This window comes from Yoonia sp. F2084L (assembly GCF_023015625.1).
Taxonomy (GTDB): domain Bacteria; phylum Pseudomonadota; class Alphaproteobacteria; order Rhodobacterales; family Rhodobacteraceae; genus Yoonia.
Map to the genome: position 1 here is coordinate 51,426 of NZ_JALKAH010000006.1, position 23,688 is coordinate 75,113.

At 58.6% G+C, this 23,688-nt stretch carries 29 protein-coding genes; 10 read left to right on the forward strand and 19 right to left on the reverse strand.

The window, feature by feature from the left end; all coding sequences use genetic code 11:
* Positions 1-11 precede the first annotated feature (11 nt).
* From repC to MWU60_RS17320, 4 genes are all read right to left on the reverse strand, one after another.
* Positions 12-1,196 (reverse strand): plasmid replication protein RepC, encoded by a 1,185-nt coding sequence (gene repC, locus MWU60_RS17305; RefSeq protein WP_247228650.1) that lies wholly within the window; start codon positions 1,194-1,196, stop codon positions 12-14.
* A 182-nt stretch (positions 1,197-1,378) separates the two neighbouring features.
* Positions 1,379-2,299, reverse strand: a complete 921-nt coding sequence (gene repB / locus MWU60_RS17310; RefSeq protein ID WP_247228651.1) for a plasmid partitioning protein RepB — start codon at positions 2,297-2,299, stop codon at positions 1,379-1,381.
* Positions 2,289-3,479: a plasmid partitioning protein RepA gene (repA, locus tag MWU60_RS17315; RefSeq protein WP_247228652.1), complete on the reverse strand. Its 1,191-nt coding sequence runs from the start codon at positions 3,477-3,479 to the stop codon at positions 2,289-2,291. Before repA ends, repB begins: the two co-directional genes overlap by 11 nt.
* 158 nt (positions 3,480-3,637) lie before the next feature.
* Entirely contained in the window at positions 3,638-4,489 is an 852-nt protein-coding gene (locus MWU60_RS17320; protein ID WP_247228653.1) for a universal stress protein, read from the reverse strand.
* Positions 4,490-4,612: 123 nt separating this feature from the next.
* Between MWU60_RS17320 and MWU60_RS19605 the strand changes: the two genes are divergently transcribed.
* From MWU60_RS19605 to MWU60_RS17345, 5 genes are all read left to right on the forward strand, one after another.
* Positions 4,613-5,497 (forward strand): DnaJ C-terminal domain-containing protein, encoded by an 885-nt coding sequence (locus tag MWU60_RS19605; RefSeq protein WP_247228654.1) that lies wholly within the window; start codon positions 4,613-4,615, stop codon positions 5,495-5,497.
* A gap of 4 nt (positions 5,498-5,501) precedes the next feature.
* Complete coding sequence (locus tag MWU60_RS17330; RefSeq protein ID WP_247228655.1) at positions 5,502-5,813, forward strand: chaperone modulator CbpM; 312 nt, start codon at positions 5,502-5,504, stop codon at positions 5,811-5,813.
* 87 nt (positions 5,814-5,900) lie between these two features.
* Positions 5,901-6,335: a universal stress protein gene (locus tag MWU60_RS17335; protein ID WP_247228656.1), complete on the forward strand. Its 435-nt coding sequence runs from the start codon at positions 5,901-5,903 to the stop codon at positions 6,333-6,335.
* Positions 6,336-6,378: 43 nt separating this feature from the next.
* Entirely contained in the window at positions 6,379-6,729 is a 351-nt protein-coding gene (locus MWU60_RS17340) for a heavy metal-binding domain-containing protein (protein WP_247228657.1), read from the forward strand.
* Positions 6,730-6,777: 48 nt separating this feature from the next.
* Entirely contained in the window at positions 6,778-7,029 is a 252-nt protein-coding gene (locus tag MWU60_RS17345; protein WP_247228658.1) for a helix-turn-helix domain-containing protein, read from the forward strand.
* Positions 7,030-7,076: 47 nt separating this feature from the next.
* On the opposite strand, the gene MWU60_RS17350 is transcribed toward MWU60_RS17345, so the two are convergent.
* Positions 7,077-7,712 carry a hypothetical protein gene (locus MWU60_RS17350; protein ID WP_247228659.1) on the reverse strand — a complete coding sequence of 212 codons (636 nt, stop codon included), beginning with the start codon at positions 7,710-7,712 and terminating at the stop codon, positions 7,077-7,079.
* Between the two features lie 44 nt (positions 7,713-7,756).
* On the opposite strand from MWU60_RS17350, the gene MWU60_RS17355 reads away from it, so the two are divergent.
* Positions 7,757-8,458: an endonuclease/exonuclease/phosphatase family protein gene (locus tag MWU60_RS17355; protein ID WP_247228660.1), complete on the forward strand. Its 702-nt coding sequence runs from the start codon at positions 7,757-7,759 to the stop codon at positions 8,456-8,458.
* A gap of 112 nt (positions 8,459-8,570) precedes the next feature.
* Positions 8,571-9,761 (forward strand): serine hydrolase domain-containing protein, encoded by a 1,191-nt coding sequence (locus MWU60_RS17360; protein ID WP_247228661.1) that lies wholly within the window; start codon positions 8,571-8,573, stop codon positions 9,759-9,761.
* Between the two features lie 3 nt (positions 9,762-9,764).
* Here MWU60_RS17360 and MWU60_RS17365 read toward each other — a convergent pair whose 3' ends face one another.
* Both MWU60_RS17365 and MWU60_RS17370 read right to left on the reverse strand, forming a co-directional pair.
* Complete coding sequence (locus MWU60_RS17365) at positions 9,765-10,604, reverse strand: universal stress protein (protein ID WP_247228662.1); 840 nt, start codon at positions 10,602-10,604, stop codon at positions 9,765-9,767.
* A gap of 54 nt (positions 10,605-10,658) precedes the next feature.
* Positions 10,659-11,144 carry an Hsp20/alpha crystallin family protein gene (locus MWU60_RS17370; RefSeq protein ID WP_247228663.1) on the reverse strand — a complete coding sequence of 162 codons (486 nt, stop codon included), beginning with the start codon at positions 11,142-11,144 and terminating at the stop codon, positions 10,659-10,661.
* Between the two features lie 151 nt (positions 11,145-11,295).
* On the opposite strand from MWU60_RS17370, the gene MWU60_RS17375 reads away from it, so the two are divergent.
* Complete coding sequence (locus MWU60_RS17375; RefSeq protein WP_247228664.1) at positions 11,296-12,480, forward strand: hypothetical protein; 1,185 nt, start codon at positions 11,296-11,298, stop codon at positions 12,478-12,480.
* A 66-nt stretch (positions 12,481-12,546) separates the two neighbouring features.
* Here the strand turns inward: MWU60_RS17375 and MWU60_RS17380 are convergent, their stop codons facing one another.
* Together MWU60_RS17380 and MWU60_RS17385 are read right to left on the reverse strand one after the other, a co-directional pair.
* On the reverse strand, positions 12,547-13,014 hold the full coding sequence (locus MWU60_RS17380) for a hypothetical protein (protein ID WP_247228665.1): 468 nt from the start codon (positions 13,012-13,014) through the stop codon (positions 12,547-12,549).
* 112 nt (positions 13,015-13,126) lie between these two features.
* Positions 13,127-13,801 (reverse strand): helix-turn-helix domain-containing protein, encoded by a 675-nt coding sequence (locus tag MWU60_RS17385; protein WP_247228666.1) that lies wholly within the window; start codon positions 13,799-13,801, stop codon positions 13,127-13,129.
* Positions 13,802-13,968: 167 nt separating this feature from the next.
* On the opposite strand from MWU60_RS17385, the gene MWU60_RS17390 reads away from it, so the two are divergent.
* Positions 13,969-14,739, forward strand: a complete 771-nt coding sequence (locus MWU60_RS17390; RefSeq protein ID WP_247228667.1) for a response regulator transcription factor — start codon at positions 13,969-13,971, stop codon at positions 14,737-14,739.
* Here the strand turns inward: MWU60_RS17390 and MWU60_RS17395 are convergent.
* Positions 14,691-16,220 (reverse strand): PAS domain S-box protein, encoded by a 1,530-nt coding sequence (locus MWU60_RS17395; protein ID WP_247228668.1) that lies wholly within the window; start codon positions 16,218-16,220, stop codon positions 14,691-14,693. The two genes, MWU60_RS17390 and MWU60_RS17395, sit on opposite strands and share 49 nt — an antisense overlap.
* Before the next feature lie 116 nt (positions 16,221-16,336).
* On the opposite strand from MWU60_RS17395, the gene MWU60_RS17400 reads away from it, so the two are divergent.
* Positions 16,337-16,774, forward strand: a complete 438-nt coding sequence (locus MWU60_RS17400; protein WP_247228669.1) for a host attachment protein — start codon at positions 16,337-16,339, stop codon at positions 16,772-16,774.
* Positions 16,775-16,780: 6 nt separating this feature from the next.
* Here MWU60_RS17400 and MWU60_RS17405 read toward each other — a convergent pair whose 3' ends face one another.
* The 9 genes from MWU60_RS17405 to MWU60_RS17445 are packed head-to-tail and all read right to left on the reverse strand — an operon-like array spanning position 16,781 to position 23,598.
* Positions 16,781-17,179 carry a CBS domain-containing protein gene (locus MWU60_RS17405; protein ID WP_247228670.1) on the reverse strand — a complete coding sequence of 133 codons (399 nt, stop codon included), beginning with the start codon at positions 17,177-17,179 and terminating at the stop codon, positions 16,781-16,783.
* Positions 17,176-17,337: a hypothetical protein gene (locus MWU60_RS17410; RefSeq protein WP_247228671.1), complete on the reverse strand. Its 162-nt coding sequence runs from the start codon at positions 17,335-17,337 to the stop codon at positions 17,176-17,178. The genes MWU60_RS17405 and MWU60_RS17410 overlap by 4 nt, the downstream gene beginning before the upstream one ends.
* 10 nt (positions 17,338-17,347) lie before the next feature.
* Positions 17,348-18,310, reverse strand: a complete 963-nt coding sequence (locus tag MWU60_RS17415) for an FAD:protein FMN transferase (protein ID WP_247228672.1) — start codon at positions 18,308-18,310, stop codon at positions 17,348-17,350.
* A 3-nt stretch (positions 18,311-18,313) separates the two neighbouring features.
* Positions 18,314-19,534, reverse strand: coding sequence for an NADH:ubiquinone reductase (Na(+)-transporting) subunit F (gene nqrF / locus MWU60_RS17420; RefSeq protein WP_247228673.1), 1,221 nt, complete (start codon positions 19,532-19,534; stop codon positions 18,314-18,316).
* Positions 19,531-20,130 carry an NADH:ubiquinone reductase (Na(+)-transporting) subunit E gene (gene nqrE / locus MWU60_RS17425; RefSeq protein WP_247228674.1) on the reverse strand — a complete coding sequence of 200 codons (600 nt, stop codon included), beginning with the start codon at positions 20,128-20,130 and terminating at the stop codon, positions 19,531-19,533. The genes nqrF and nqrE overlap by 4 nt, the downstream gene beginning before the upstream one ends.
* Positions 20,127-20,780 (reverse strand): NADH:ubiquinone reductase (Na(+)-transporting) subunit D, encoded by a 654-nt coding sequence (locus MWU60_RS17430; RefSeq protein WP_247228675.1) that lies wholly within the window; start codon positions 20,778-20,780, stop codon positions 20,127-20,129. Before MWU60_RS17430 ends, nqrE begins: the two co-directional genes overlap by 4 nt.
* Positions 20,781-20,784: 4 nt before the next feature.
* Entirely contained in the window at positions 20,785-21,585 is an 801-nt protein-coding gene (gene nqrC / locus MWU60_RS17435; RefSeq protein WP_247228676.1) for an NADH:ubiquinone reductase (Na(+)-transporting) subunit C, read from the reverse strand.
* On the reverse strand, positions 21,578-22,366 hold the full coding sequence (locus MWU60_RS17440) for an RnfABCDGE type electron transport complex subunit D (RefSeq protein WP_247228677.1): 789 nt from the start codon (positions 22,364-22,366) through the stop codon (positions 21,578-21,580). Before MWU60_RS17440 ends, nqrC begins: the two co-directional genes overlap by 8 nt.
* Positions 22,363-23,598 (reverse strand): hypothetical protein, encoded by a 1,236-nt coding sequence (locus tag MWU60_RS17445; RefSeq protein WP_247228678.1) that lies wholly within the window; start codon positions 23,596-23,598, stop codon positions 22,363-22,365. The genes MWU60_RS17440 and MWU60_RS17445 overlap by 4 nt, the downstream gene beginning before the upstream one ends.
* Between the last annotated feature and the right edge of the window lie 90 nt (positions 23,599-23,688).

The following is a 23,688-nucleotide window of genomic DNA, read 5'->3' on the forward strand; positions in this document are numbered from 1 at the left end:
AGCTGTCAACTTTATTGCCCGGCGTTCAGCAACGACATCACCATCGGCCCCGGCGAAAACGCTCCGTCTGTGGCTTTACGCGTCAGTGCCCGCAGGTAACCGCCCGGTGATTTGATATCTGCCACCCGCTGCAACATCGCGACCACGGTGATTGCGGCCACCTCGGGGCCCATTGCTTGTTGCGCTTGCCGCCACGCGTCCGGGCTGATCCCCATCATGCCACGCACAAAGCCCGCAACAGCGATGAGCTGGTGCCAATGGCGAATGTCATCTTGCGCATAGGGCAAAATATCTGGACAGGCTTTCAGAACCAAAGGCAAAGGCAGGTTTGGTTCCTGTCTTGCTCTGTCGTCGGGCGGTGTGGTTTCCTGGTCAGGACTGATTTCGCCCCCTGCTTTTTCTAAGCAAGGTTCAAATACAGAAGAGTCTTCATTTGAATTCTGATGGTGACGCTCATTTTGACTGTCAGTGCCGTCCATTTCTTTTGTTTGCAACGCACCATTGATTGTTGTCATCAACTGACGCAACACCGCGCAGAGGTCTTCTAGAACGTCAGCTGGCGTTTTGCGCCGTAGTTGCTTGTGAATGTCGAGCAGTTGCCTTTGATAGGCGTCCCAGGGTGCCGGGGCACCGATTTCCTGCCCGTAAATGCAGAGTTTCAGCGCGTCACGTTTGAGAATAACCACCTCTTCACGCACCCGGCGCAGTCTATCGGCCGCCGCCTGGGCCTCAGACGCGGCGTGAGTGATGTCGCGGGCGCGCACCAGCATGGGCCGCAGATCAAAGCCAAAGGCGCGCACGACGTCGCCACCCTGCCCGCGTGCTGCGTAGCGTTTGCCGTTGGGGCTGTCGTGGCGCTGGATGATGCCGGACTGCGTCAGAGCCGCCAAATGACGGCGCAGCGTGCTTTCGGCCATGCCGTGTGCACGATCTGACAGCGCCTTGTTGGATGGAAAGACGATCAGACTGTCGTTATCGGACAGCGCCTTGCCCGGAAGGAACGATAACAGGGCGTTCAGCACGGTCAAATCGCGGTCTGTCAAGCCGTAGGCGTGGCGCGCGGTGCACAGATCGCGGAACAACGACCATTTGTCGATATGCGGGACATCGACGGGCGCTTGCGCCTCGGCTGCACGTTTCATCAGGGTAGCCGTCACCGGCCGCGGCCCAAAGGGCGTGGTTGAAATCAGGTCCATATTTGATCACGAGACAAAGTTTATGGTCCGCCAGAACTGACGCCTGTTGACAGCTGTCAACTTTAGACCTTAGATTCAGAGGTGCAAAACACGAACCAAAGGCCTCTCGGGACTGTATTCCGGGGGGCTTTCTTATTTCTTCGTCTTAGTCGTGCCTCCTTGTTTGTTCTTTTTTGCTCGGGTTATTCGCCGCGGGTCTTGGCCCAGTCGCGGTGAATTTCGGAAAGGTTATCCACCAGCCAGTCGTCAAAACCGTCTGAGGTTTTCGCCGACAGTGTCAGGGTCGTCTTACCGACCTTGCGCATCACTTCGGCGACCACGTGACCGTCGGATGCTTTGACCTGCCTGGGCGATTTGACCCGCGCCTTGGGTGGGCGCAACGCTGCCATCACCGCCTCAAACCGCGCGTCAGAGCTATCGCCCTGTGCCTGTTCCACCAGGTCGCGGTCCTTGACCTTGTCAGCCAGCGCCAGCCAGCGATCGCGCCCGATGTTGGGGGCTGATCCAATCGCCTCGATCAGGCGCACAGGGACCCGGTCAGCCACAGACAACAGCCGCGAGATCAAGGTTTTATCCATCGCCAGCGCATCGCACATGATCTTGCGGTCATACCCCGCGTCGCGCATCTGCCGGGCAAAGTTGGCCTTTTCAATGAAGGTCAGATCCTTGCGCGCGCTGTTTTCCTGCCCTTGGGCCAGCACAAGCGCCTGATCGTCCAGATCGCGGATCAGCGCCTTGATCGGCTGTCCCAGCTTTTGAAGTGCTGCCACACGGCGGCGGCCATAAACAATCTGATAGCGTTCGGGATCATTGGGATTGGGGCGCAACAGCACCGGCACTTGCTGGCCATAGCTGCGGATGGAGTCCATCAGTGCGGCCAGATCAGGATCAGTGTCGTCCAGCCGGTCTTTCAGGCCCGCCGGATCAATCATCTTGGCGTCAACGTCGATCACTGAGCGCCGCTTGAGATCTTCAATCGACCGGCTGACCGCGCCGATGGCCCCCTTGGTGTAACGCGGTTTCGCCGCATCCACGCGGGCAGGGGGGTTTTCGCCGCCGTCCGCATCACCCATCAGGCCTTTCATCACATCCTTACGCGCCATCTGTGCGCCCCCATGCTGCTTGGATAAGCCCTTCGATCTCGCCATTGACCGCGTTCAGGCTTTCCAGGGCCCGTTCATAAGTCGCCCGCGTGAATTGGCCTTTTTCGACCTCGTAGAGCGTCTGCTTTGTGATCCCGGCGTCTGAAATGGCGGTTGATTTGAGAACCGTGTGATTGAGGACGTGTTCACCAAAAATGTTGCGCATAAAGCCAACCATTTGATTCTGCGGCCCGTCGCCGGGTTCATAGCGGGTCACGACGTAGCGCAGCCAATCATAGGACATGTCACCGCCCGCGTCAGACACGACGCCCAGCAGGTTCGATACCATCAGCAGGAACTGACACATCGACATCACGTCCAGCATTTGCGGATGCACCGTGACCAGCACCGCCGTTGCCGCCGACAGTGCAGACATCGTCAGGTAGCCAAGCTGCGGCGGGCAATCTATGACCACCACGTCGTAATCCTGCTCAACCTCGGACAGCGCATCGCCGACGCGGGTAAAGAACAGGTTGCCGTCGCGCTGCAACAGCGCGCGAGGTGTATCGTGTTCAAACTCCATAAGGTCCAGATTTCCCGGCACAATATCGAGATTGGTAAAATAAGTTTTCTGGATCACATCGCGCAAAGGCAGAGGGTCATCATAGCGGATCGCGTCATAAAGCGTGCCGCCGTCCAGCAGATCAAATTCAGGCTGAAACCCGTGCAGGGCTGACAGGCTGGCCTGCGGATCAAGGTCGATCGCCAGCACCTTGTAGCCATCCAGCGCCATTTTCTGCGCCAGATGGGCCGCCGTGGTTGTCTTGCCCGAGCCACCTTTGAAGTTGATGACGGTGATGACCTGCAAATGATCATCCCCGCGCCGTCCGGGCAGATAGGTGCCGGGTGCTTTGGCCCCGACTTCCAGCATATCGCGCAGCGCTTGCAGATCATGGGGCGAATAATAGCGCCGCCCACCTGTGCGTACTTCGGGCGAGGGGCCGCGGCCATCAAGATGCAGCTTGCGCAGATAAGCGTCTTTCACGCCAAGCAGGTCTGCCGCCTCGCCACTGGTGAACTTGCGCAGCTCACGCTTGGCGTCAGGCGGAAACAGCTGTGCGCGATGCGCCTGTAGACGCTCGGACAGCTTTTGGGCATGGTCGCCCACAAGAAAATCAATGCGGTCCCGCTCAACGGTCATCGCTCACCCTCATTCGACATCCGCTTGTTACGGTTTTTGTCGTTATATATGCCTCTTAGCGTATATGAATGGCGCAGGTGAGAGATTCGAGCAAGCGTTTTGTCTAGATATAGTAGGGCAGGGGGCGCAAATCCCTAGAAATCGTTAGAATGCGATGGTTAATGCGCCAGCAATACCGGTAAGTCACGCTGCGCGATCATGGTTTCGGTGGTGCCGCCAAAGAATCGCTCGTTCCAGCGGCTGCGCCCATAGGCGCCCATGACCACCAAATCAGCGGTTGTTTCCTTGGCGCGCATTTGCAATGCGCCGCCGACGTTATCATGGCCGGTGGCGTATTCCTGCACGGTGACGTTCACGCCGTGATGGCTAAGCCATGTGGCCAGATCAGAGCCCGGGCTTTGGCCGTCCGCATAGCGTGACGGATCGGCGTCAAGGCAAGCGATCGTCACCTCTTTGGCCTCTTTGAGCAATGGAAGGGCCGCGCGCACAGCCCGGATCGCAGGCACACTGCTGTCCCACGCGATGAACACATTGTCGGGCGACAGCGCTTTGGGATTTTTTTCGGTGTTCAGGATCGCCGGACCCGGTCCATCAAAAAGCAGACCATAGACGATGTTGTCAAACGTCACCTTGCTGCTGCGCAAACTGTCCAGCACGATGCCCACATCACAAAAGATAGATCGCAGGCCGACAATGTCATGAAAGGCGCTGGGTTCGACGCAGAATGTACTTACCTCACCAGAAAGCCCTTGTTTCAAAAGGTACTCTCGGGTCTCTTTTTGATGCTCCGCCAGATTGCGGGCCATGGTGTTGCGCTTTTCAACCCAACTGTCGGGGATCGTCGGCATCCCGTAAGGGTGCGGCGTCAGCGCGTAGGGCAAAAGGGGCACTGGCCCAAGGTGCAGCACATTCAGCCGCCCACCCACAGCGACAGCCTTTTCTGCGATACGGGCCAGATCGTCAGGTTTTCCATTGGGGCCTTGCAGCGCGAGGAATGTGAAATTTTTCATGATGTGCCTCTTGGTTATGCGGCCCCCAGTCTAGGTCAGCGGCCAGATGCTTGATTGAGATTAGTCAATTGCACGCACCCGGCCCCGTGACAGTGTCGCGGCAGAATAAAGCGAGACAACACCGTGACCGACACAGCCCATTATCAGGCCCTTGGCGTGCCACCCGATGCCTCTGCGGATGACATCAAACGCGCCTATCGCAAGATGGCCCGCAAGTATCATCCCGACGTGAACCCCGGCCCGGAGGCCGACGCGAAGTTCAAGGCAGCAGGTGCCGCCTATGAGGTGCTGAGCGACCCTGAAAAACGGGCGGCCTATGACCGCTATGGTGCCAATTGGGACCAACCTCGCCCGGACGCTGCGCAAGAGGCCCGCAGGCCGGGTGGATTTGCCTTTGACGAACGCGACATCAACCCCGACATGTTCCGCGACTTCTTTGGCCAGCGGTTCGGGGCAGGGGGCATGCGCCAGGATCAACATGCCCGGCTGGAAATCCCGCTTGAGGACGCGATCGCCGGGGCACGCCATACCCTGACGCTACAGGTGCCGCAGATTGATAACGCAGGGCGGATGACGCTTGAAACCCGAAATGTCGATCTGCGCGTGCCCAAGGGTATTTTGCCCGGCCAGCAGTTGCGCTTGCGGGGGCAGGGCAGCGATGGTGGTGATCTGTTCGTGGAAATCGCATTCAAGCCGCACCCCGTCTACCGCATCGAAGGGCGTGACCTTTATGTGAACCTGCCCGTCACCCCGTGGGAGGCGGCCTTGGGTGGCAAGGTCAAGATGCCGACGCCATCAGGGGCCGTTGATCTGACGATCCCGGCAGATGCCAAACAAGGTCAGAAGTTGCGATTGCGGGGCAGGGGGCTGCCCGGCGCGCAAAAGGGCGATCTTTATGCCGAACTGCACATCGTGAACCCGCCAAAACTGTCACCCAAAGCCCGCGATCTGTATCAGCAGCTTGCCAAAGAACACAGCTTCAATCCCCGTATGAAACTAGGAGTATAACGCCATGAAAAAAGCAAAACCCCGCAACCCCCGCATTGATATCGTCGAGACGCTGTCGCTGACTGAACTCATGGTGTTTTGTGACGCGAATGCGGATTGGGTCGTGACCCTTGTGGACCACGGCGTCGTCACCCCGGTTGCCCGCCACACCGCCGAATGGGAATTTACCCCCACCCATATCGCCCGCGCCCGCAAAGCCGCGCGCCTGATGCGCGATCTGGGGTTGAACGTGGCGGGGGTGGCCCTTGTGCTGGACCTGATTGAGGAACGCGACGCGCTGGCGCGCAAACTGGCGACCTTGGGGATGGCGGTTTGAAGGATTGACCATAGTTGCAATTGATATTGGTCAAGTCCGACCCTGTCTGGGGACCTATAAACATAGGAACACAGGAGGACCTTTGTTATGTTTAAGAACATCACCGTTGCCATTGATGGATCAGACCATGCTTGGAAAGCACTGGGCATCGCCTGCGATCTGGCCAAGCACTATGACGGCAAAATCCATCTGATACACACCCCCGAGCTTCGATCAACCGGCCTTGCTGTTGGGTCAGGTGCCGTTGAAATCCCACCAACAGATGCCGAAATCGCCAAAGCGGGTGAGGTTGTCATGGCAGAAGCGGCAACCATTGCGCGCGACGCGGGGGTGGAACCGACCAGCCAATTCGTTCGCAACGGCACCCCTTCAGCAGAGGCCGTGCGCACCGCCGAAGAGACCGGTTCTGATCTTATCGTGACGGGCAGGCGCGGGGTCGGTGGCATACAAAGCCTTTTGATGGGCAGCACCTCGCAAAAGATCGCACATGATGCGCCTTGCGCGTTTTTAACCGTGAAATAGCACGGCCACTGGCCGCCGGTTTTGGGACATGCAGGACAATCAGATGGACAAAAAGATCACCGCATCGCCGATTGTGATGACAACCGAAGCGCAAGACGGTCTGCTGGTCGCCGAGCGTATATCGGTTGTGTCAGCGCAATGTGCCTTTGGCGCCCGCATCTTCAACGATGTTTTCGCATCCGTCCACGAAGATGTGGAAGGCCGCGCAAAAGTGGTTGAGCAGACAATGCAAGACGGCGTCGCAGTGGTGATGCAGGCGTTGAAAGAGCAAGCCATCGCACTGCACGCCGACGCGGTGGTTGGCGTTGCGATCCAGTACACACCTATAGGGTACGGGTCATCCAACATGACCCTGATCAGTGGTATTGGGACGGCTGTGCGCCTAACAGACTAGGGTCAGGTTTGAACTGAGAATGGTGGCTTCTTCAACAACGATCACTCCGTGAAAAACCGCACTGTCGGCAAACTCGAATGCGCGGCCACCGCCGGTAGAGGGATACCAAATCGCACCAATCATACCGCGATTATGATGTGGGGCTTCAACGCCGAAAACAGCATTACCAACGCGATGTTATCGTCAGGCTTCAATACGAAATCAAATTTCAATCGTGAATTCCTGCGTATCTCAGGCAAGAGTCCCAGCGACTGGTTAACCGATCACCGTGCAACCTGTCCCGAAAGCGGCCAGTCCTGACCGACGCATGGAACGCCGCTTTGGGCAGCAAATCGGGCACCGTTCATTCACCGCGACTTGCGAAACAGCCGCTTGTTCAGGGTTACGAACCGGTCAATCGGCCATGTCCAGAATGACCGGTCTTTGGCCCGCAGATAGACATAACCCAACCAGCTGGCGAACCCGGCACCGATCACGTCGACGATCAGGTCTTCCATCGTGTCTTGCAGGCCTGACTTTTGCATGTTCAGTCCGAACCACTGGTCCATCGTGAACTCAAAAATCTCCCAGCAGGCCCCGACTGTGACAGCCAACCCAAAGGCCATAACACACATCGCCCACGGCGGGGCGGCGAACCTGTCGCCCTCAAACATCATCAGCACAAAGACAAACCCGACCAGCCCGAACCCGATGGCCGAGGATGCGTGCAAGGCGATGTCCCACCACCACACCCTTTCATAAAAATCAAAGGCCTCGCCCATGAAGATCGAGGCGACGACAAACAGGGTGACCGCCGCCACAAATGGCACCGGCAAGGTGATCCCGAACCGGTCGGCAAGAAACAGCGGGGCCAGCGACAGCCCCAGTGTCGCAAGGGCCACGAAGGTCATGGGCCAGCGCCCCTCGAACGCAGAGGCAATGGCTGACAGCACCAGCAGCGCCCAGATCAGGTAGACAAAATATGCTTGCTGACGGATCTGCAAAGGCACCCCCTCCTGGCCCTGTTTTTCAAGGCTTCGATACCTATATGTCCATCATGTATGATGCCTTCAAGGACCGGCCGCGCCGGATCGCCAGTTATAACATCCGCAAGGCGCGCGGCCTTGATGGGCGGCGTGATCCCGGACGCATCATTGATGTGCTCAACGGGTTGGACGCGGATGTGATTGTGCTGCAAGAGGCCGACCGCCGGATGGGGGACCGCCCTGCGGCAGTACCCAAGGATATGATTGCACGGGCGACTGATTTCGATCTTGTGCCTTTGGCGGGCAACACTGTCAGCCTTGGCTGGCATGGTAACGCGGTGCTGATGCGGCGCGGGGTAGGGGTGGCCCATCACACCCAAATCACCTTGCCCGGGGCAGAGCCGCGCGGCGCGGTGGCGGTCACGCTTGATGATGGGCTGACGGTGGTTGGCGTGCACCTGGGTCTGCTGCGCAATTCGCGGCGCAAACAGTTGCAGGCCATTGCAGAGCATACCCCACAGCCCCAAAATACAGTGGTGATCGGTGACATGAACGAATGGGCGCGCACCCGCGGGTTTGAGGCGCTGAATGGCGCCTTTGCCCTGCACAGCCCCGGCCACAGCTTTCACGCCGCCCGCCCGATTGCCGCACTTGATCGGGTGGCACTGACCCATGATCTGACGCTGGTTGATGCGGGCGTTGATCAGGGGCCGCTGGCCAAACGTGCATCGGATCACCTACCGATTTGGGCGGATGTGGGGTAGGGCCACACCTCAGCGTTTTTTTCGCCAACAACGTCGCCTGATTGCGCAAAGTCAATCTGGAACTGTCAGACGCCCATAGAACAAAACCGCCAGTCCACTGAGGGGTTTTGAGATGACACAGACGACACAGACGGTCGTTCACGGCGTCACCACGCCGGAATTCGACGTTGTCAGACAGGCATTCGCGGAAAACTTTGCCAAACGCAACGAATTGGGCGGCGCGTGCTGTGTGTATTTGAATGGCGAAAAGGTCGTTGATCTTTGGGGCGGCGTTCGTGACCCCCAGAACGGTGCGGCCTGGGATCGCGACACAATGGTGATCGTCTTTTCACTGACCAAGGGCATGTCGGCGATGACCCTGGCCTTGGCCCATTCGCGTGGATTGCTGGATTATGATGAACGGGTCGCGCATTACTGGCCAGAGTTTGCCCAGAGCGGCAAGCAAGCGATCACCGTCCGGCAGTTGTTGTCGCATCAGGCCGGTTTGCACGCGTTTCACGCAAAGATTGATCGTGCCACGATTGCAGACCAGCACCGCCTTGCCATCATCATGGCCCGCGAAACGCCAGCATGGCCGCCGGGCACCCGGAACGCCTATCATTTCTTGTCACTGGGGTTTTACGAAAGCGAGCTGCTGCGCCGCGTTGATCCGGCGCATCGCAGTTTGGGGCAGTTTTTCCGCGATGAAATTGCGGATCCGCTCGATCTGGAATTCCATATCGGCCTGCCTGCCGATATCCCGAATGCGCGGCTTGCGCCGCTGACAATGGCGGGCTTTGTCAAATCAATCCTCGCCTATCCACCGGCAATGATCCTGACGATGCTGAACCCTTGGTCGGCTGGGTTTCGGGCGTGCATTGTCAATCCGGGCGCAGGTGTCGTGATGGACAAGGATCGTATTTATGCCCGCGACCTTGAGGTGCCATCCGGCGGCGGCGTTGGGACCGCGCGGGCCATCGCGAAAGCCTATGGCGTGTTCGCGACCAAAGGTGCCGCACTTGGATTGTCATCCGCAACACTGGCAGCACTTAGCGCACCCGCAACGCCACCCACAAAAGGGCATTTCGACGAAGTGTTGCGCGGCGATGCCCAGTATTCGCTTGGCTTTATGAAACCATTTGAAGGGTTTCCCTTTGGCCACCCCAGCGCATTCGGGACACCAGGCGCGGGTGGCTCGCTGGGGTATGCTGACCCGGCAATCGGCCTTGGATACGGGTATGTGACCAACCGGATAGGCACCGGTGTCGATCCTGATCCGCGCGATGTGGCGCTACGGGATGCCATTAAGTCCGTTGTTGGCTGACCCCTACTTGGAAAACAGCACCGGCAATTTCGCATCACTCAGCAGTGCGCGTGTTGCGGCCCCGATCACGAAATCATAGGCCCGCGAGTGGCCAAAGGCCCCGGCGGCCAGCATATCTGCGCCCACCTCAAAGGCTTCGTGGCTTAGAATATCGGCGATTTTCTCGCCATCCTTGTCGCGGTGCACGACCTCTACCTGTGGGCCATGACGGGCCAGCGCAACAGCCAGATCATTGGCTGCATGATCGGCCAGCGTGTCGCTGGGTGGCTTGCCGATCCGTAGCACGCGAATCTTGGCATCTGGGCTTGCGACATCGACAAGGTCATGGACAGCGCGGGTGGCTTCGCGTGTTTCGCTCCAGCCCAAGACGATGTTTTCGCCCAGCGTGTCGGCGGTATAGTCACGCGGGATCACCAGAACCGGTCGGCCGCTTTCTTTGATGACCCGCTCTTGCAGGTTGTTGATAAGCGGGCGGTCTTCGCCATCATCCTCTTGGGCCATCACAATCAGATCAACGCTGCGCGCAGAAGCCACGATGCTATCAGCCAGAAAGCCGCTTTCGCTGCTGACTTGGCGCCATTCGCTCGGGAAATCTTCGGCCTTGGCATGCGCATCAAAGATTTCCTTGGCCTCTTTGGCATGGGCCCGCTGGCTTGCGACGAAGCTTTCAAAGCTTACTTCGGGGATGTGCATCGCGATGCTGGGATACACCACGAGCGATTCCGTGACATAAAACCCGATCACATGCGCATTGTCGCGCCGGGCCAAGATGGCCGCAGCCTGCAGAAGATGGGCTGCCGATTTGGTGCTGGTCAGGCAAACAAGGATGGTGCGCAGGGTCATGTTCAGTCCTCCAATTTGGGTGCGGCGCCCGGGCGGTGCCGGACGCCGATCGTGTTACTTTGCCTTGATCGCGATCTTGCGATTGGGTGTTTTGGCATCGTCAGGTTTGGGGATCGTGACCTTCAGCACCCCATCAGCAAAATGCCCGTCGATGGCGTCATCCGCAGGCGTAAACCCAAGCGGGATCTGACGGTGAAAGCTGCCGTAGCTGCGCTCATGCATGTGATAGTTCTTGTCGTCCTGGGTCCGTTCGTCCGACTTTTCGCCTTTGATCACAAGCACATCACCGTTCAGCGTCACATCCAGATCATCGGCGGCAACACCGGGAATATCGGCGGTCACTTCAACCGCGTCGTCAGTTTCAGCCAGGTCGATTGCGGGGTGCAGACCACTTGCCAGCCCAAGACGCGGCAGTGCGCCTGCGACGGGCGGATAGCCACGGAACCGATCGAAGAGCTGCTCCATCTCTTGTTGAAGCTGTTCAAAGAAGGGCTGTGGCGCGGGGTTCTTTGACGGGGCAGGGGGGAGGTTTGTTTGCATATCAAGTCTCCGTTTTTCTAAAGGGGCGCATCGGTGCGCCTGCCTTTCGTTTAGCGCGCAAAGCCGACCCGGGTTTTGACATTGCTCAATCGCGATGCCGCCGGACGCCTTACCAAGGGACGCGAAAAAGAACCGAGCAAAGGACCTTGATATGCGACATGTTTTGATAGCCATCATTGCCAGTCTGGCCGTTGCCGGACCCGGATTCACCGAAGACGTCAGCCGCGTGCACGGCGGGGATACCTACACCGCCGGAGAAGCCGTAACCGAAACCCTGACCGCCACCGGCGATGTTTTTGCCGCCGGCAGCGTCATTACCACCTCTGGCAGCGCCAGCGGTGACATTCACGCCGCAGGCTATGACGTGAACATCAGTTCAAACACCGGCGGTGATCTTTATGCGGCAGGCAGTTCGGTGACCATTAGCGCCCCTGTGGGCGAAGACATCACCGCCGCTGGTTTCAGCGTGCGCAGCACCGCAACGGCCCCGGTTGAGGGCAATCTGCGCTTCTTTGGCCGCAGCCTGACCATCGAAGGGCCGATTGCGGGGGCGCTGACCGCGTTTGGCGGCACAGTGCATTTGAACGCAGCCGTATCTGGGGATGCGTGGATCGTGGCCGAAACCGTCACTTACGGACCAGAGGCCCGGATTGATGGCACGCTGATCCTGTCGTCAGATGAGAACACATCTATCCCTGACCGTGTGATACCGGCGGCACGCATCACCCTTGAAGAGTGGGACAGCCGCAAGATGTATCGCGAGTTTGATCGCAGTTGGGACGCGGTTGACATGCCAATGCTGCCGATCTGGCTGTCGATGTTTTCGGCTTTCCTGATCTCGGCGATTTTCCTGTTGGTGCTGGCTGCGATTTTCCTGACCTTCGCCGAAACCCGCGTTGAAAAGATGCGCAGACGTGTGACCCGTCAGCCGTTGCAGACATTCCTGTTGGGGGTGATCGGGCTGTCGGCGCTTTTTGGCATGGTGCCGATTACAGCGCTGACAATCGTCGGCCTGCCGTTTGTGCCTTTTGCCCTGCTGGCGATCATCGTGGCATGGACTTTGGGGTATCTGCTGGCCGCCTACGGTGTGGCACGGCGGGTGTTGGTGGCGTTTAATGGGTCCGAGGACCCGTCGCTGTTGATGAAACTGGTCACGGTTGCGCTAGCGATTTGTGTTGTCGCTATCCTTAACTTCATTCCGTTTGTGGGTTGGGTTGTGAACTATACGCTGGTTTTGCTGGGTGTGGGTGCGATGACGGCAGGGTTGTTGTCGATCTGGATCCCAGACCCTGATCCGGCGGTTGAACTTGATATGCAGACCCCGATTGACGACTAGGGTCAGCACATGCGCCAATGACCGTCATGCGCGGTCCTTGGTCGTGGACCGAACAGGTTCAAGCGTTCAATTCTGAGCATAGTCGAAACATGAGTCGACAAGGATGCGCAGCCGTCTTTGGCGGTGCGCATAGAACCCGCGTGCAAAGGCGGCGACCAACGGTGTCAAAATGCCTGCCTCCACCTCAACCCGGTCGGTATAGCGGGTCCCGTTGCCATCTGCCTGCACCAAAATCAGGTGATCCCACCGCTTGATCAGTGCGCTATGCCCATTGTCTCGTAATACTCTGGCATCTTGTCCTTTTGTTGATCGGGAAATGCTGATTGTCTGACGACCCAAGGGTAAGAATCCGTACCAAAACATGGCAAAAAGATAGTCCTCTTCATGCCATGAATTCGGAAGGTTTCGGGGTTTGACGGGTTTGAAACGGATAAGCGGGCGCGCCACAAAAAACAAAAGGCGTGGTTTGTTCACTTCTTCCCAAATCTCATCCGGCGTAGCGTCCAAATGAGTTGTGATTTCTATCGTTTTCATAGCCGGGGACATCCTGAGACAGAGACCTTGTGACATTCAGTCGATCAGGTTCATACCCCCAAAAAAAACCAAGGCAGCGCTTGCGCAGCCGCCTTGGAGGTCTGGGGGGGGTCTAGTTGTCGTCACCCTCGGCGATGCACCGCAGCGCAATGGGTTTGAGGATAATGACGGTATTCACATGATCAATCGCGATGATCTGCGATTTGCGTAATTGGGTGAACGTGCGGCTGACGGTTTCGGTCGTCAGCCCCAGAAAATCAGCGATATCAGCGCGTGTCATCGGCAGTGTCACCTGTTCGAATTCACCAAGCGGTTCGCCCACGCGGGCGGTCAGAACCATCAGGAACGACGCCAGCTTTTCAATCGAGGACTTACGCCCCAACATCATAAAGTGGTCTTGCATCCCGCTGATTTCCCGCAATGCCGCCAGCAACAGCCGCTGATGCAGCACCGGATCACCTTTGGCCGATTCAAGATGGGCGCGGCGATGCACAACCAATGTACTTGGCACCAGTGCATCGCAGTCGGTGTGATACAGCCCATCGCTGGGAAACCCCACCGTGTCACCGGGATAGCCAAAGGCGATGACCTGCCGCCGCCCGTCTTCCATAATCCGGGTCAGGCGCAAGACGCCGCTGGCGACTTGGTAGATGTAATCGGCAGGGTCACCTTCCAGGAACAGGTGTTTGCCAGGCTTGATCGTCACGGTGCGTTGCCGGACGATGCTGCGTTTGGAGGGACCGGTTTCAACAACGTCTTCGGCAGTCGATGCGGCAGTCACATACATTCCAGCGTCCTTTCATCCGTGTGAAAGATAACTGTGGTCTGAATGTAGCTGCTGTAATGGCCCCACGGTATCGGATTGTATCAATTTGTATCAATGGCAGATGTCAGCTACTATTAGGCGGGGCATTTACTAGATAGTTGTTACTGGACACCGGGCGGGGCTGCTTGATGAAGAACGCTGTCATTCTGGTCGTTGATGACGACCCTAAAATCAGAACGCTGCTGCGACGTTGCTTTGAGGGCGCGGGCAGCACCGTACGCGAGGCTGGAGACAAAAGAACCGCTCTTGCCATCTTGGCCGCAGATCCGGTTGATCTGGTCACCCTTGATCTTGATCTGGGCCATGATGATGGTCTGGATGTCGCCCGCGCGATGCGCAAAACATCCAAAGTGCCCATTATCATGGTGACTGCCAAAGACGATGTGATTGACCGCGTCGTCGGGTTGGAGATCGGCGCGGATGATTACATCACCAAGCCCTTTCATCTGCGCGAGGTGCTGGCGCGCATCAAATCGGTGCTGCGCAGAACCGGCGATATGGCCCCGCTGTCCCAACCCTCACCACAAAGCCAGTGTTGGCAGTTCGACAATATGACGGCTGTGCCCGCCGAAATGGCTTTGCGTGATCGCGACGGTGTCTTGCTTGATCTGACCAGTGGCGAATTCAAACTGTTAGAGGTTTTCCTCAAAAGGCCCAAACGGGTCTTATCACGCGAACAGCTGATGGATTTGACAGGCGGGCATTGCTACGCACCCTTGGACCGGACAATCGACAATCAGGTCGCCCGCTTGCGCAAAAAGATCGAACGCAACCCCGCTTCTCCCAGACTGATTTCAACGATCCGCGGGATCGGCTATTCGTTTACCTGCGAGGTGCAGTCTTGTGATGGTCAGTCACCGTCAAAAAGTGCTGACAAGGCTTTGGCCAAATCAGACTGACGGTATGGTTTGCGCAGGATATGGTGTTTCATATCATCGGTCTGGCGGCCCAGAATATCCGCCGCATAACCGGACGTCAGCAAAATCCGAATACGCGGATAGGTCGCCACGATATGCCGCGCCAGTGCCAGCCCATCCAGTTCGCCCGGCATGATCAGATCGGTGAAAACCGCGTCAATATGGGCGTCTTGCTGCAAGATTTCAGCGGCGGCATCGCCTGAAACAGCCTCATGCACTTTATACCCCAAATCGCGCAGGCGCGCTGTCGTCAGTTGGCGTATCTGCGGATTGTCCTCAACCACCAAGACGGTCTGTCCCCGTGCTGCCTTGCGCGCGGTTACATCGCGCACCTGAGGTTCGTGGGACGGTGGGGCATCCAGCACCGGGAAATACAGCGCAATCGTCGTGCCAAGGCCAATTTCGCTGTAAACGGCGACATGCCCACCGCATTGCCGCACGAAACCGTACACCATCGCCAGCCCCAGACCAGTGCCGCGCCCGACCGGTTTGGTCGTGAAGAAAGGCTCAAACACCCGTTGTTGCGTGTCAGGCCCCATGCCGCGCCCCGTATCAGTGACCGACACCCGGACATAGGACCCTTCGGCGACATCCAGTTCTTGCGCCATATAGGTGTCGTCAATGGTTACAGCTTCTGACCGGACAATCAGCTTGCCGCCTTCTGGCATCGCGTCGCGGGCGTTCAGGGCGATATTGATCAATGCCGACTGCAATTGTGTGGTGTCAGCCAATACGGAGGGCAGGTCGTTTTCCAGCTCAACCGTGATGTCGTACTGCGGATCAAAGGTGCGCTGGATCAAGCCAAGTGCTGCCTCACAAGCGGCGTTCACGTTGATTGTTTCGCAATGGGTCGCCGATTTGCGGGCAAAGGCACTCAGGCCCGAAGTCAGTTCTGATCCCAGTTCTGCCGCTTCCAGCGCATCAGACAGCATCGCGCGGCTTTCTTTGTCTTTCAGCCGCTCTTGCAGCAATTCCAGATTGCCGATCACGACGGTCAGGATGTTGCTGAAATCATGGCTGATCCCACCCGTCATTTGCCCGATAGCGTCGATGCGGGCAGACCGCGCCAGCGCCTCTTCGGCGGCAACCCGGCTGCTGATATCATGCATGATGGCGACAAAATGCGTCTCGTCTGCATGTTCGGCATGGCCCAAGGAGACATGCAGCGGAAACAACGTGCCGTCCTGTCGCATCCCTTCCACGGTGCGCCCGCGCCCGATCACACGGGATTTGCCGGTTTTCAGATAGGCCTGCATAAAACCGTCATGGCGCTCTGCCATGGCAGGCGGCATCAGGGTGTTGATGCTTGATCCGGTCAACTGATCCTGCGCATAGCCGAAAAGTGCGCCTGTGGCCTTATTGGCGCGCGTGATGATGCCGTCCGCGTCACTCATCAAAACGGCATCTGGCATGGCGTCTAGCATGGCCATCAGCAACAACCCGTCGAGTTTTTGATCCGTCATTGCGCCATCACACCTTGTCCCTTGCCCCACGAAGTTGACGTTGAATATTGAGAAAAATCAACCGCTGCGCCACGCGCTAGACCTAGGGTCGCCGGGAAAACCGCAGGAGCAGGATGATGAAACCGATCAAGACATGGATTGTGCTGGCCGACACCCAGACCGTGCGCGTTGCCGTCAACGAAGGCCCCGGCAAGGGTGTTTATGGCCACAGTACGCAAGGCCTTACCGCCCCGGCTGTGACAGAGTTGTCAGATGCCCCCGGCATGACTGCCGCAGCCGCAGGCCCCAATCGCGGCGGTATTTCCGACCCCGACCTGAAAGGGCAGGCTGCCCGCGCCTTTGCGGCTGACATCGTCGGTTTCCTTGAGGCCGCCCATGACGACGGCCACTATCAACGCCTGATCCTGATCGCACCCGCCGCGATGCTGGGATTGCTGCGCCAAGCGCTGACACCCCGCGTTCAGGCCGTTTTGCATGCTGATATTCCAAAGGACCTGACGCATCTGCCGCTGGATGAACTGCCGGGGCATTTGGGCGATGTGTTGGCGGTTTAGGCAACCCTAACCCCAGTTGTCGTTCATAGCGCGCAGCACATCGGCGCGGCTGATTTGCCCGACAAGCCGTCCTTCTTTCATCACGGGAAACCGTCGGTAGACGCTGTTCAGAAAGGCCTTCGTTGCTGTGACAATGTCTGTGCCGGCATCCAGCGTTTCGACATCTTTCGTCATGTGTTGGGCGACGGTTCCGCCCCACTCGCGGTAATAGCTTGCCTCAAGTGCGGCCTTCAGACAGTCCTTTTTCGACAGAACACCTACCAGATCGCCGTTTTTGTCCACGACCGGCGCGCCCGATATGCGGCGGTCCAGCAGCAGGTTCATGGCGCGGTTGATCTCTGTCTCGGGGGACAATGTGATCAGATCGACCACCATGTAATCGGCCACGCGTTGTCGGGTTGTCATTGTTTGCCTCCTCGGCCGGTTTTCTTGCAGCCGCCGCAGTTCGCGCAGGCCAAACCGCCACAGGACCCTTTGATCGGCGCCCGCCCAAGCAGAATGCCCACAGCAAGGCCACCCATTGAGATCAGCAGGATGAGGAACGTCAGGATGATGGATGCCATGATGCTTTCCTCAACTCAGCAAATGTTGTGCAAACGTGCCGGTGATCACGCGTTCAGGCGTGTTGATGCCGTCCGTGACAAACAACGCAGCGATCCCAATTTGTTGGGCCAAGACGACGCCATCTTCGGGTCCGGCGGCGCATAATGCGGTCGCAAAGGCGTCTGCTTCCAGCGCAGTATTCGCCAACACTGAAACCGACGCGAGTGTCGTCGTGGCAGGCCGCATGTGGCGCGGATTGATAATATGGCTGGTCCCAATCGGCCCGGAAACACCGTTTGCCGCATGCCCGGATGTCGCAAGTGCGTAGCCTTGCGGGTCGATCACATCAAGCGCCCTGAAATCTTGCGCAACCGGGTCTGCGATTACCACCTGCCATGTCCGACCGTCCGGGTGGTGACCTATGGTCATGACCTCTCCGCCAACCTCAATCAGCGCAGCGGTCAACCCGATGCCGGACAGTTGGCTGACGATCTGATCAAGCGCATAGCCCTTTGCAATGCCACACAGATCAAGCGTCAGGTTTGGCGATGCCTTCTGTATTCGATCGCCCCGCACGGCGATATCCGCGAATGTGCCCAGCCTACCTTTGATCGGACCAAAGCCATGACGCGCCACCATCGGCCCTACAGTCGGATCGAATGCCCCGCCTGTGAGCGTGGCGATGGCCAGCGCCTTTGCTGTCACATCGCATAAGGCCTGCGGCATGTTTTGCGGTGCCAATGTATCGCGCGTGTTGAACCGCGTCAGGGCCGATGCCGCCTGATAAGGCGACATCTCCCTGTCGGTCTGGTCGATTACGGCCTGCACAGTCGATCTGATCAAGGCGGGATCGGTTCCGTTGTCCGCGACCACCCGCCATGTCGAACCAAAGGCGTGCCCGCCCAACACCTGCGTTGCAGCGTTTGCAACATTTGGCAGAATAAGACCCGCCGCCGTCAGCCCGAGGATCATGTCACGCCTGTTCAGGACCATCGCTTAAACTCCAAAATCATCGTTGAAAATGTGGTCGGCATCGACACCAAGATCATCCAGCATTGCCAAAACCGCCCGGATCATCAGAGGCGGACCACACAGATAGTATTCACAGTTTTCGGGCGCAGGATGATCCCCAAGATAGGTTTCCAGCGCCACATCATGCACAAAGCCGACAGCCCCTTCCCAGTTGTCCGCCGCGTCAGGATCGGACAGTGCGATGGTCCAGTGAAAGTTGCTGTGTTGGGCGGCAAGCCCGTCAAGCTCATCCGTGTAAAGCAGTTCGGTTTTGTTGCGGGCGCCGTACCAAAAGCTCATCTTGCGGGTGGTTTCGACGTGGCTGAGTTGCTCAAAAATCATCGCGCGCAGGGGTGCCATGCCCACGCCGCCACCGATAAAGACCATCTCGCGCTCGGTCGGTTGAATGCGGAAAGAACCGAACGGCCCTGACACCAGGACCGGGTCGTCTTGTTGCAGAGAAAACAACCAGGATGACACGATACCGGGCGGGGCATCGGCTACGGATGGTGGCGGCAGGGCAAGACGGATGTTCATGACGATTTGGCCCGCGGCGGTGTCGTGGGGCCGGTTCGAGACAGAGTAGGCACGCGTGACGTCCTGCGTGCTTTCGACCGAAAGACCGCGCAGCGATGTCCAGCTCTCCTCAAAGCGCTCAGGTACGGCCAAGTTCGCATAATCGAGCGTGTATGGCGGGGCCGTGACCTGTACAAAGGACCCCGCGAAAAAGTCTGGCCGCATGTCTTGGGGCATTTGCAGCACGACTTCGCGGATCAATGGCGTTAGCTGGCGTGACGACGTGACATGACAGGTAAACGCCTCGGCCCCCAGCATGTCTTCTGCAACTTCGACGTCCATATCGCCGCGCACCACTACCTGACACGCCAGATGCAGCCCCTGCCGCAATTCGGCGCGGGTAAAGCGCGCGGCCTCAATCGGCAGGCTGTCCGGGCCACCATTCGTGATCGCCACGCGGCACAGCCCACAGGTGCCAGCACCCGCACAAGCAGAGGGGACAAGAACGCCGTGGTCGTTGAGCGCCGACAACAGCTTTTGTCCGGTTGTCGTGGCAATCGGCGTGTGCGTGTTGACCGTCAGCGTCGCAGGCCGTTCCGGCATCAAGGCAGCGCGCGCCAGAATGACCGTCGTTGTCAAAACAAGGACCAAGGCGATGACAAGCGCGCTGCCAAACAGGATTTCCGTCATGAGCCGACCCCCGCGAAGGCCGAAAAGCCCAGTGACATCAGCCCGGTGACCAAGAATGCGCTTCCCAATCCTTGAAGACCCGCTGGCATATCGCTGTATTTCAGACGCTCGCGAATGGCCGCGAAGGCGACAATCGCCAGCGCCCAGCCAGCGCCGCTGCCGAAGCCAAAAACAACCGATTGCGCAAAGTCATACTGCCTTTCGGCCATGAACAGGCTACCGCCCAGAACGGCGCAGTTGACCGTGATCAATGGCAGGAAAATACCAAGCGCGCGGTATAGAACCGGCGCGAACCGGTCCAGCGTCATTTCAAGGATTTGCACCATCGCCGCAATGACGCCGATAAAGGCAATCAGCTTGAGAAAAGTCAGATCAACGTCGGGCAGGCCCAGCCAGGCCCATGCGCCCTCGACAAGGAACCCACTAAAGATCAGGTTGTTGACCGGCACGGTGATCGTCTGCACCACGATAATCGCAAGGCCAAGCCCAAACGCGGTTTCCAGACGTTCGGACACCGCCAAGAACGTGCAGACGCCCAAAAAGAACGTCAGCGCCAGATTTTCATGGAAAATCGCAGTGATCAGCAGGTCCGTCATCCGCGTGACCTTTGCAGTTTCAGGCTGAATTTTGGGGTTTCAACCTGTCCAACCCAATGGCTCCGAATGGCCCAGACAAGCAGGCCGATGATAAAGAACGCGCTGGGGGCCAGCTGCATCAGGCCAAGAGGCACGAACCAGCCACCCTGCGATGCGGGTGTCAGGATGGTGTAGCCTAACAGCGTACCTGCGCCCAGAAGCTCTCGGATGGACCCCACGATAATCAGGACCAGACTATAGCCCAATCCGTTGCCCAACCCGTCCAGTACCGATGGCCAGACCGGGTTGCGCATCGCGAAAGCCTCGGCCCGCCCCATCACGAGGCAATTGGTCACGATCAGTCCGACAAAGATAGAAAGCTGGCGGCTGATCTCGAACGCATAGGCCTGAAGCAATTCGTCGATCACGATCACCAGTGACGCGATGATGATGATCTGCACGATCAGGCGGATGACGTTTGGAATATGGTTGCGGATCAGGCTGATCGTCGCGGATGCGAGGCACAAGACCACCGTCAGGGCCATCGACATGACAAGCGCTGTTGACAGCGACGTCGTGACAGCAAGCGCCGAGCAGATGCCGAGGATTTGCAGCGTCACCGGATTATTCTGGACCAGCGGTGCTGTGACATGTCGCAGGTTTGATGCCATTTTGCTAAAGCCCCTCTGTCGTCAGGCGGTCAAGAAACGGGCCATAGCCGTGATCGCCCAGCCAATATCGCAGCATATTCGCCACCCCATTGCTGGTCACGGTCGCGCCTGAGATCGCATCAACCTGATAAGGTCCGGTCGCGGTGCCGCGCACAACGGAAATGACGATGTTGCCGTCTTCATCAGCGACCTGCCTGCCGGGCCAAAGTGCAAGCCACGCTGCGTCTTCGACGCGCGCGCCAATGCCGGGTGTTTCGCCTTGTTCGGTGATTGTCAGGGCGGCAATGGTGTTCAGATCAGGTTCCAACGCCAGCATCGCCCGGATGGTCGACTGATATCCTGTGCCTTCAACGGGCAGGACGATCAGCAACAGCGCGCCATCCCGTTCAAGCAGGTGGACCAATGCATAGTCGGCACGCCGGCGCAGACCGGCCACATCCACGTCGGGGGGAATGGCCGTGCTTTGTTCGGGATCACTTGCTGCCGCCTGCACGTCGTAATCGGCAGGGTCAATATCGGGGACGAAAGCACCTGTCGCAAGGTCCACCACACGGGTTTCAAGCGTATCGACCCCGGCCTCTTCCATCACCGCGCGCAGGCCCGGCAAAGTGTCGAGCATTTGCGCCATGCGCGCTGCGCGTTCGGCCTCCAGATGGGCGTCTTGCAGCGGTTTCAGGGCGACAGCGGCGGTGGACACGAAAGCCGCACTGATCATTGCAACAAGGAGGGCCACGCCGAACACTTTGATGTGGTCATCGTTCGGGCGCGCCAGAAAGCCCCGCCAGAGGTTCAGCGGATTAAGCATCGGCAGTCTTCCAGCGTTTCGCGTGGGCCAGCACGATCAGATGGTCAATCAAAGGCGCAAAGATGCTGGCAAGCAGTGCTGCAAAAACGATCCCTTCTGTCGTGGGGATCGGGCCGCCGGAAAACAGGACGATCAGACCCCCAGCAAGCAGCCCATATATCCAGCGTCCGGTGTTGGTGGCCGATGCCGCCGTGGGGTCGCAAACCAAAAAGACGACGCAGAATGTCATTGCCGCAGCGACTTGTGGTGCATTCAGGCCATCAACCGAAAGCATAAGTAAAAGGCCCGTCCCAACAACCGCACTGAGTATGACGCGCCACGATATGAGGCCCAGAAACAGCAGCAAAATCGCCCCCGGAGCGGTCGCGAGTGCGACGTTTGTTGTGCCGGGTGCCAAGGTCACTTCGGGAAATGAGAATACCAGCAGTGATGCCGCCACAACGGCCGGACTCAAAAACCCGAACCCGCGCCCGCCAAATACCAGCTCTGCCAGAACCACCCCAAGCGACAGGGCAATCGCCACCTGCCAAAGGGCAGTATCGACTGGTACAAGCACGACGATGATCAGCGCGGTTGTGATCCCGTGACCGCTGGGTGTGTGGCGGCGCAGGGCGGCGAATAACCCTTCCCAAAACCACACGGTCAGCAAGGCAGTTGCGAGTACAACGGCATAGCCTGTGGGGTTTGCCAGACCCGTCACAACAGCCGGCGCAACAAGTGCTGCACTCTGCGCAAGAGTGACACCAGCCACGCTGGTCCAAAGGGGCCGCGCTACGGTCATGCCGCGTCTTCCATCAGTTCATCCAGGACCTGTCGCAGCAATAGGCCATAGTCGGCACCGCTTGTGCAAAGCTGCGACAGGATCGCGACATCTTCCTCGATCAACGCCAAACACCCAAGGCGCCGCGCGGTTTCGCTGTCGCCCACGCTGAGCGCGCGCATCAGCGGCACAGGCAGGACGCGCGGCGCAAGTGCGCGGTCAAGCGCTGCGGTCGGGATCAAGGCGCCTTGGGTTGCGGATAACCACGATGCTTTGCGCGGCGGGGCAGGGCGTGCGGTCGCCGTGATCTGCACGTCAAAGCGCCCTAGAAACACCGCCTCGCGTCCGCTGAGCGGGGTGCCAGAGTGGAAAACGGGGTTTGCTCCTTCGGCCATGCTGTCCGCTGCAATATCCGCAATGCGCGCGCCAAGAATGGTCTGCACCAGCTTTGGACTTTCCGAAAGCGGCCCGCTGATCGCAACCACCCGATCAGCCGCATACTGACCCGTCGCAAACAAATACCCGATGGCAACAACGTCTTGATAGCCGATGGTCCAAACCTGCCGCCCGGACTGCACCGGGTACAATCGGTCGATATGCGTGCCCGGCAACGCCGACGCCATTGTTCCGCCAAAGGTCGCCACACGCACACGGTTTGTGATCGGGCAAAGCGGGTGCCCTTTTGCCTGGCAGACATAAACCAATCCATCTGTCAGCATGGTCAGGACGGCGGCACCCTTTGCGAACAGCTCTGTGCGCGCTTGCAAAACCACATGCGGGTCAGGGGCGGCAGCGCCGCGCACCGCGTTCACGAAGATCGCAGCAGGGCGGGCATCGGGGGATGGCGTGCGCCCAAACGGGCGGGTCCGAAAAGCGGGCCACATGCCGCGACTTTGCAGAACATCACGCACGGCAGCATCGGTGCTGTCGTCCAAAGGCATGCTTTGCCGGGGCGTGGCCTGCGCCGCCCGTTTGATGACGCAAGCGGATAGCGTCCTGCGGGGCCCGTAGACAATTTGCGCCACGGTTCCTGCACATGGGGCGACATGGGTAATTTCTTTGTGTTTGCGATCAGTAAAAAGGACCTGACCTGCGGCAACCTCGTCACCCTGCTCAACAGCAAAAACAGGGCGCAGGCCGGGGAAATCAGCACCGATCACGGCTGCCGTGTCTGGCAAGCTGACGCCATCAATAGCCTGCACCGGCGCAACAAGGTCAGATGGCCAATGCCCCTGTCTAATCGTGTAATGCATGCAAGTCTGCCAACCCTTTGCGACGTTTTAAGGTCCATGGATATGGGCGCATGCGGCGGTCCCATTGATATTTATCAATGTGGTGGTGTG

What these genes read in the sequence shown, in the direction of transcription:
- MWU60_RS17395 (WP_247228668.1), bottom strand. Translation starts at nt 16,220, where the DNA reads ATGACGGATCAAAAACTCGACGGGTTGTTGCTGATGGCCATGCTAGAC.
- nqrE (WP_247228674.1), bottom strand. Translation starts at nt 20,130, where the DNA reads ATGACGGACCTGCTGATCACTGCGATTTTCCATGAAAATCTGGCGCTG.
- MWU60_RS17335 (WP_247228656.1), top strand. Translation starts at nt 5,901, where the DNA reads ATGTTTAAGAACATCACCGTTGCCATTGATGGATCAGACCATGCTTGG.
- MWU60_RS17390 (WP_247228667.1), top strand. Translation starts at nt 13,969, where the DNA reads ATGAAGAACGCTGTCATTCTGGTCGTTGATGACGACCCTAAAATCAGA.
- MWU60_RS17360 (WP_247228661.1), top strand. Translation starts at nt 8,571, where the DNA reads ATGACACAGACGACACAGACGGTCGTTCACGGCGTCACCACGCCGGAA.
- MWU60_RS17400 (WP_247228669.1), top strand. Translation starts at nt 16,337, where the DNA reads ATGAAACCGATCAAGACATGGATTGTGCTGGCCGACACCCAGACCGTG.
- MWU60_RS17385 (WP_247228666.1), bottom strand. Translation starts at nt 13,801, where the DNA reads ATGTATGTGACTGCCGCATCGACTGCCGAAGACGTTGTTGAAACCGGT.
- MWU60_RS17440 (WP_247228677.1), bottom strand. Translation starts at nt 22,366, where the DNA reads ATGACCGTAGCGCGGCCCCTTTGGACCAGCGTGGCTGGTGTCACTCTT.
- MWU60_RS17410 (WP_247228671.1), bottom strand. Translation starts at nt 17,337, where the DNA reads ATGGCATCCATCATCCTGACGTTCCTCATCCTGCTGATCTCAATGGGT.
- MWU60_RS17320 (WP_247228653.1), bottom strand. Translation starts at nt 4,489, where the DNA reads ATGAAAAATTTCACATTCCTCGCGCTGCAAGGCCCCAATGGAAAACCT.
- repC (WP_247228650.1), bottom strand. Translation starts at nt 1,196, where the DNA reads ATGGACCTGATTTCAACCACGCCCTTTGGGCCGCGGCCGGTGACGGCT.
- MWU60_RS17365 (WP_247228662.1), bottom strand. Translation starts at nt 10,604, where the DNA reads ATGACCCTGCGCACCATCCTTGTTTGCCTGACCAGCACCAAATCGGCA.
- MWU60_RS17370 (WP_247228663.1), bottom strand. Translation starts at nt 11,144, where the DNA reads ATGCAAACAAACCTCCCCCCTGCCCCGTCAAAGAACCCCGCGCCACAG.
- MWU60_RS17375 (WP_247228664.1), top strand. Translation starts at nt 11,296, where the DNA reads ATGCGACATGTTTTGATAGCCATCATTGCCAGTCTGGCCGTTGCCGGA.
- MWU60_RS17355 (WP_247228660.1), top strand. Translation starts at nt 7,757, where the DNA reads ATGTCCATCATGTATGATGCCTTCAAGGACCGGCCGCGCCGGATCGCC.
- MWU60_RS17405 (WP_247228670.1), bottom strand. Translation starts at nt 17,179, where the DNA reads ATGACAACCCGACAACGCGTGGCCGATTACATGGTGGTCGATCTGATC.
- nqrF (WP_247228673.1), bottom strand. Translation starts at nt 19,534, where the DNA reads ATGACGGAAATCCTGTTTGGCAGCGCGCTTGTCATCGCCTTGGTCCTT.
- MWU60_RS17445 (WP_247228678.1), bottom strand. Translation starts at nt 23,598, where the DNA reads ATGCATTACACGATTAGACAGGGGCATTGGCCATCTGACCTTGTTGCG.
- nqrC (WP_247228676.1), bottom strand. Translation starts at nt 21,585, where the DNA reads ATGCTTAATCCGCTGAACCTCTGGCGGGGCTTTCTGGCGCGCCCGAAC.
- MWU60_RS17380 (WP_247228665.1), bottom strand. Translation starts at nt 13,014, where the DNA reads ATGAAAACGATAGAAATCACAACTCATTTGGACGCTACGCCGGATGAG.
- MWU60_RS17430 (WP_247228675.1), bottom strand. Translation starts at nt 20,780, where the DNA reads ATGGCATCAAACCTGCGACATGTCACAGCACCGCTGGTCCAGAATAAT.
- repA (WP_247228652.1), bottom strand. Translation starts at nt 3,479, where the DNA reads ATGACCGTTGAGCGGGACCGCATTGATTTTCTTGTGGGCGACCATGCC.
- repB (WP_247228651.1), bottom strand. Translation starts at nt 2,299, where the DNA reads ATGGCGCGTAAGGATGTGATGAAAGGCCTGATGGGTGATGCGGACGGC.
- MWU60_RS17330 (WP_247228655.1), top strand. Translation starts at nt 5,502, where the DNA reads ATGAAAAAAGCAAAACCCCGCAACCCCCGCATTGATATCGTCGAGACG.
- MWU60_RS17340 (WP_247228657.1), top strand. Translation starts at nt 6,379, where the DNA reads ATGGACAAAAAGATCACCGCATCGCCGATTGTGATGACAACCGAAGCG.
- MWU60_RS17415 (WP_247228672.1), bottom strand. Translation starts at nt 18,310, where the DNA reads ATGGTCCTGAACAGGCGTGACATGATCCTCGGGCTGACGGCGGCGGGT.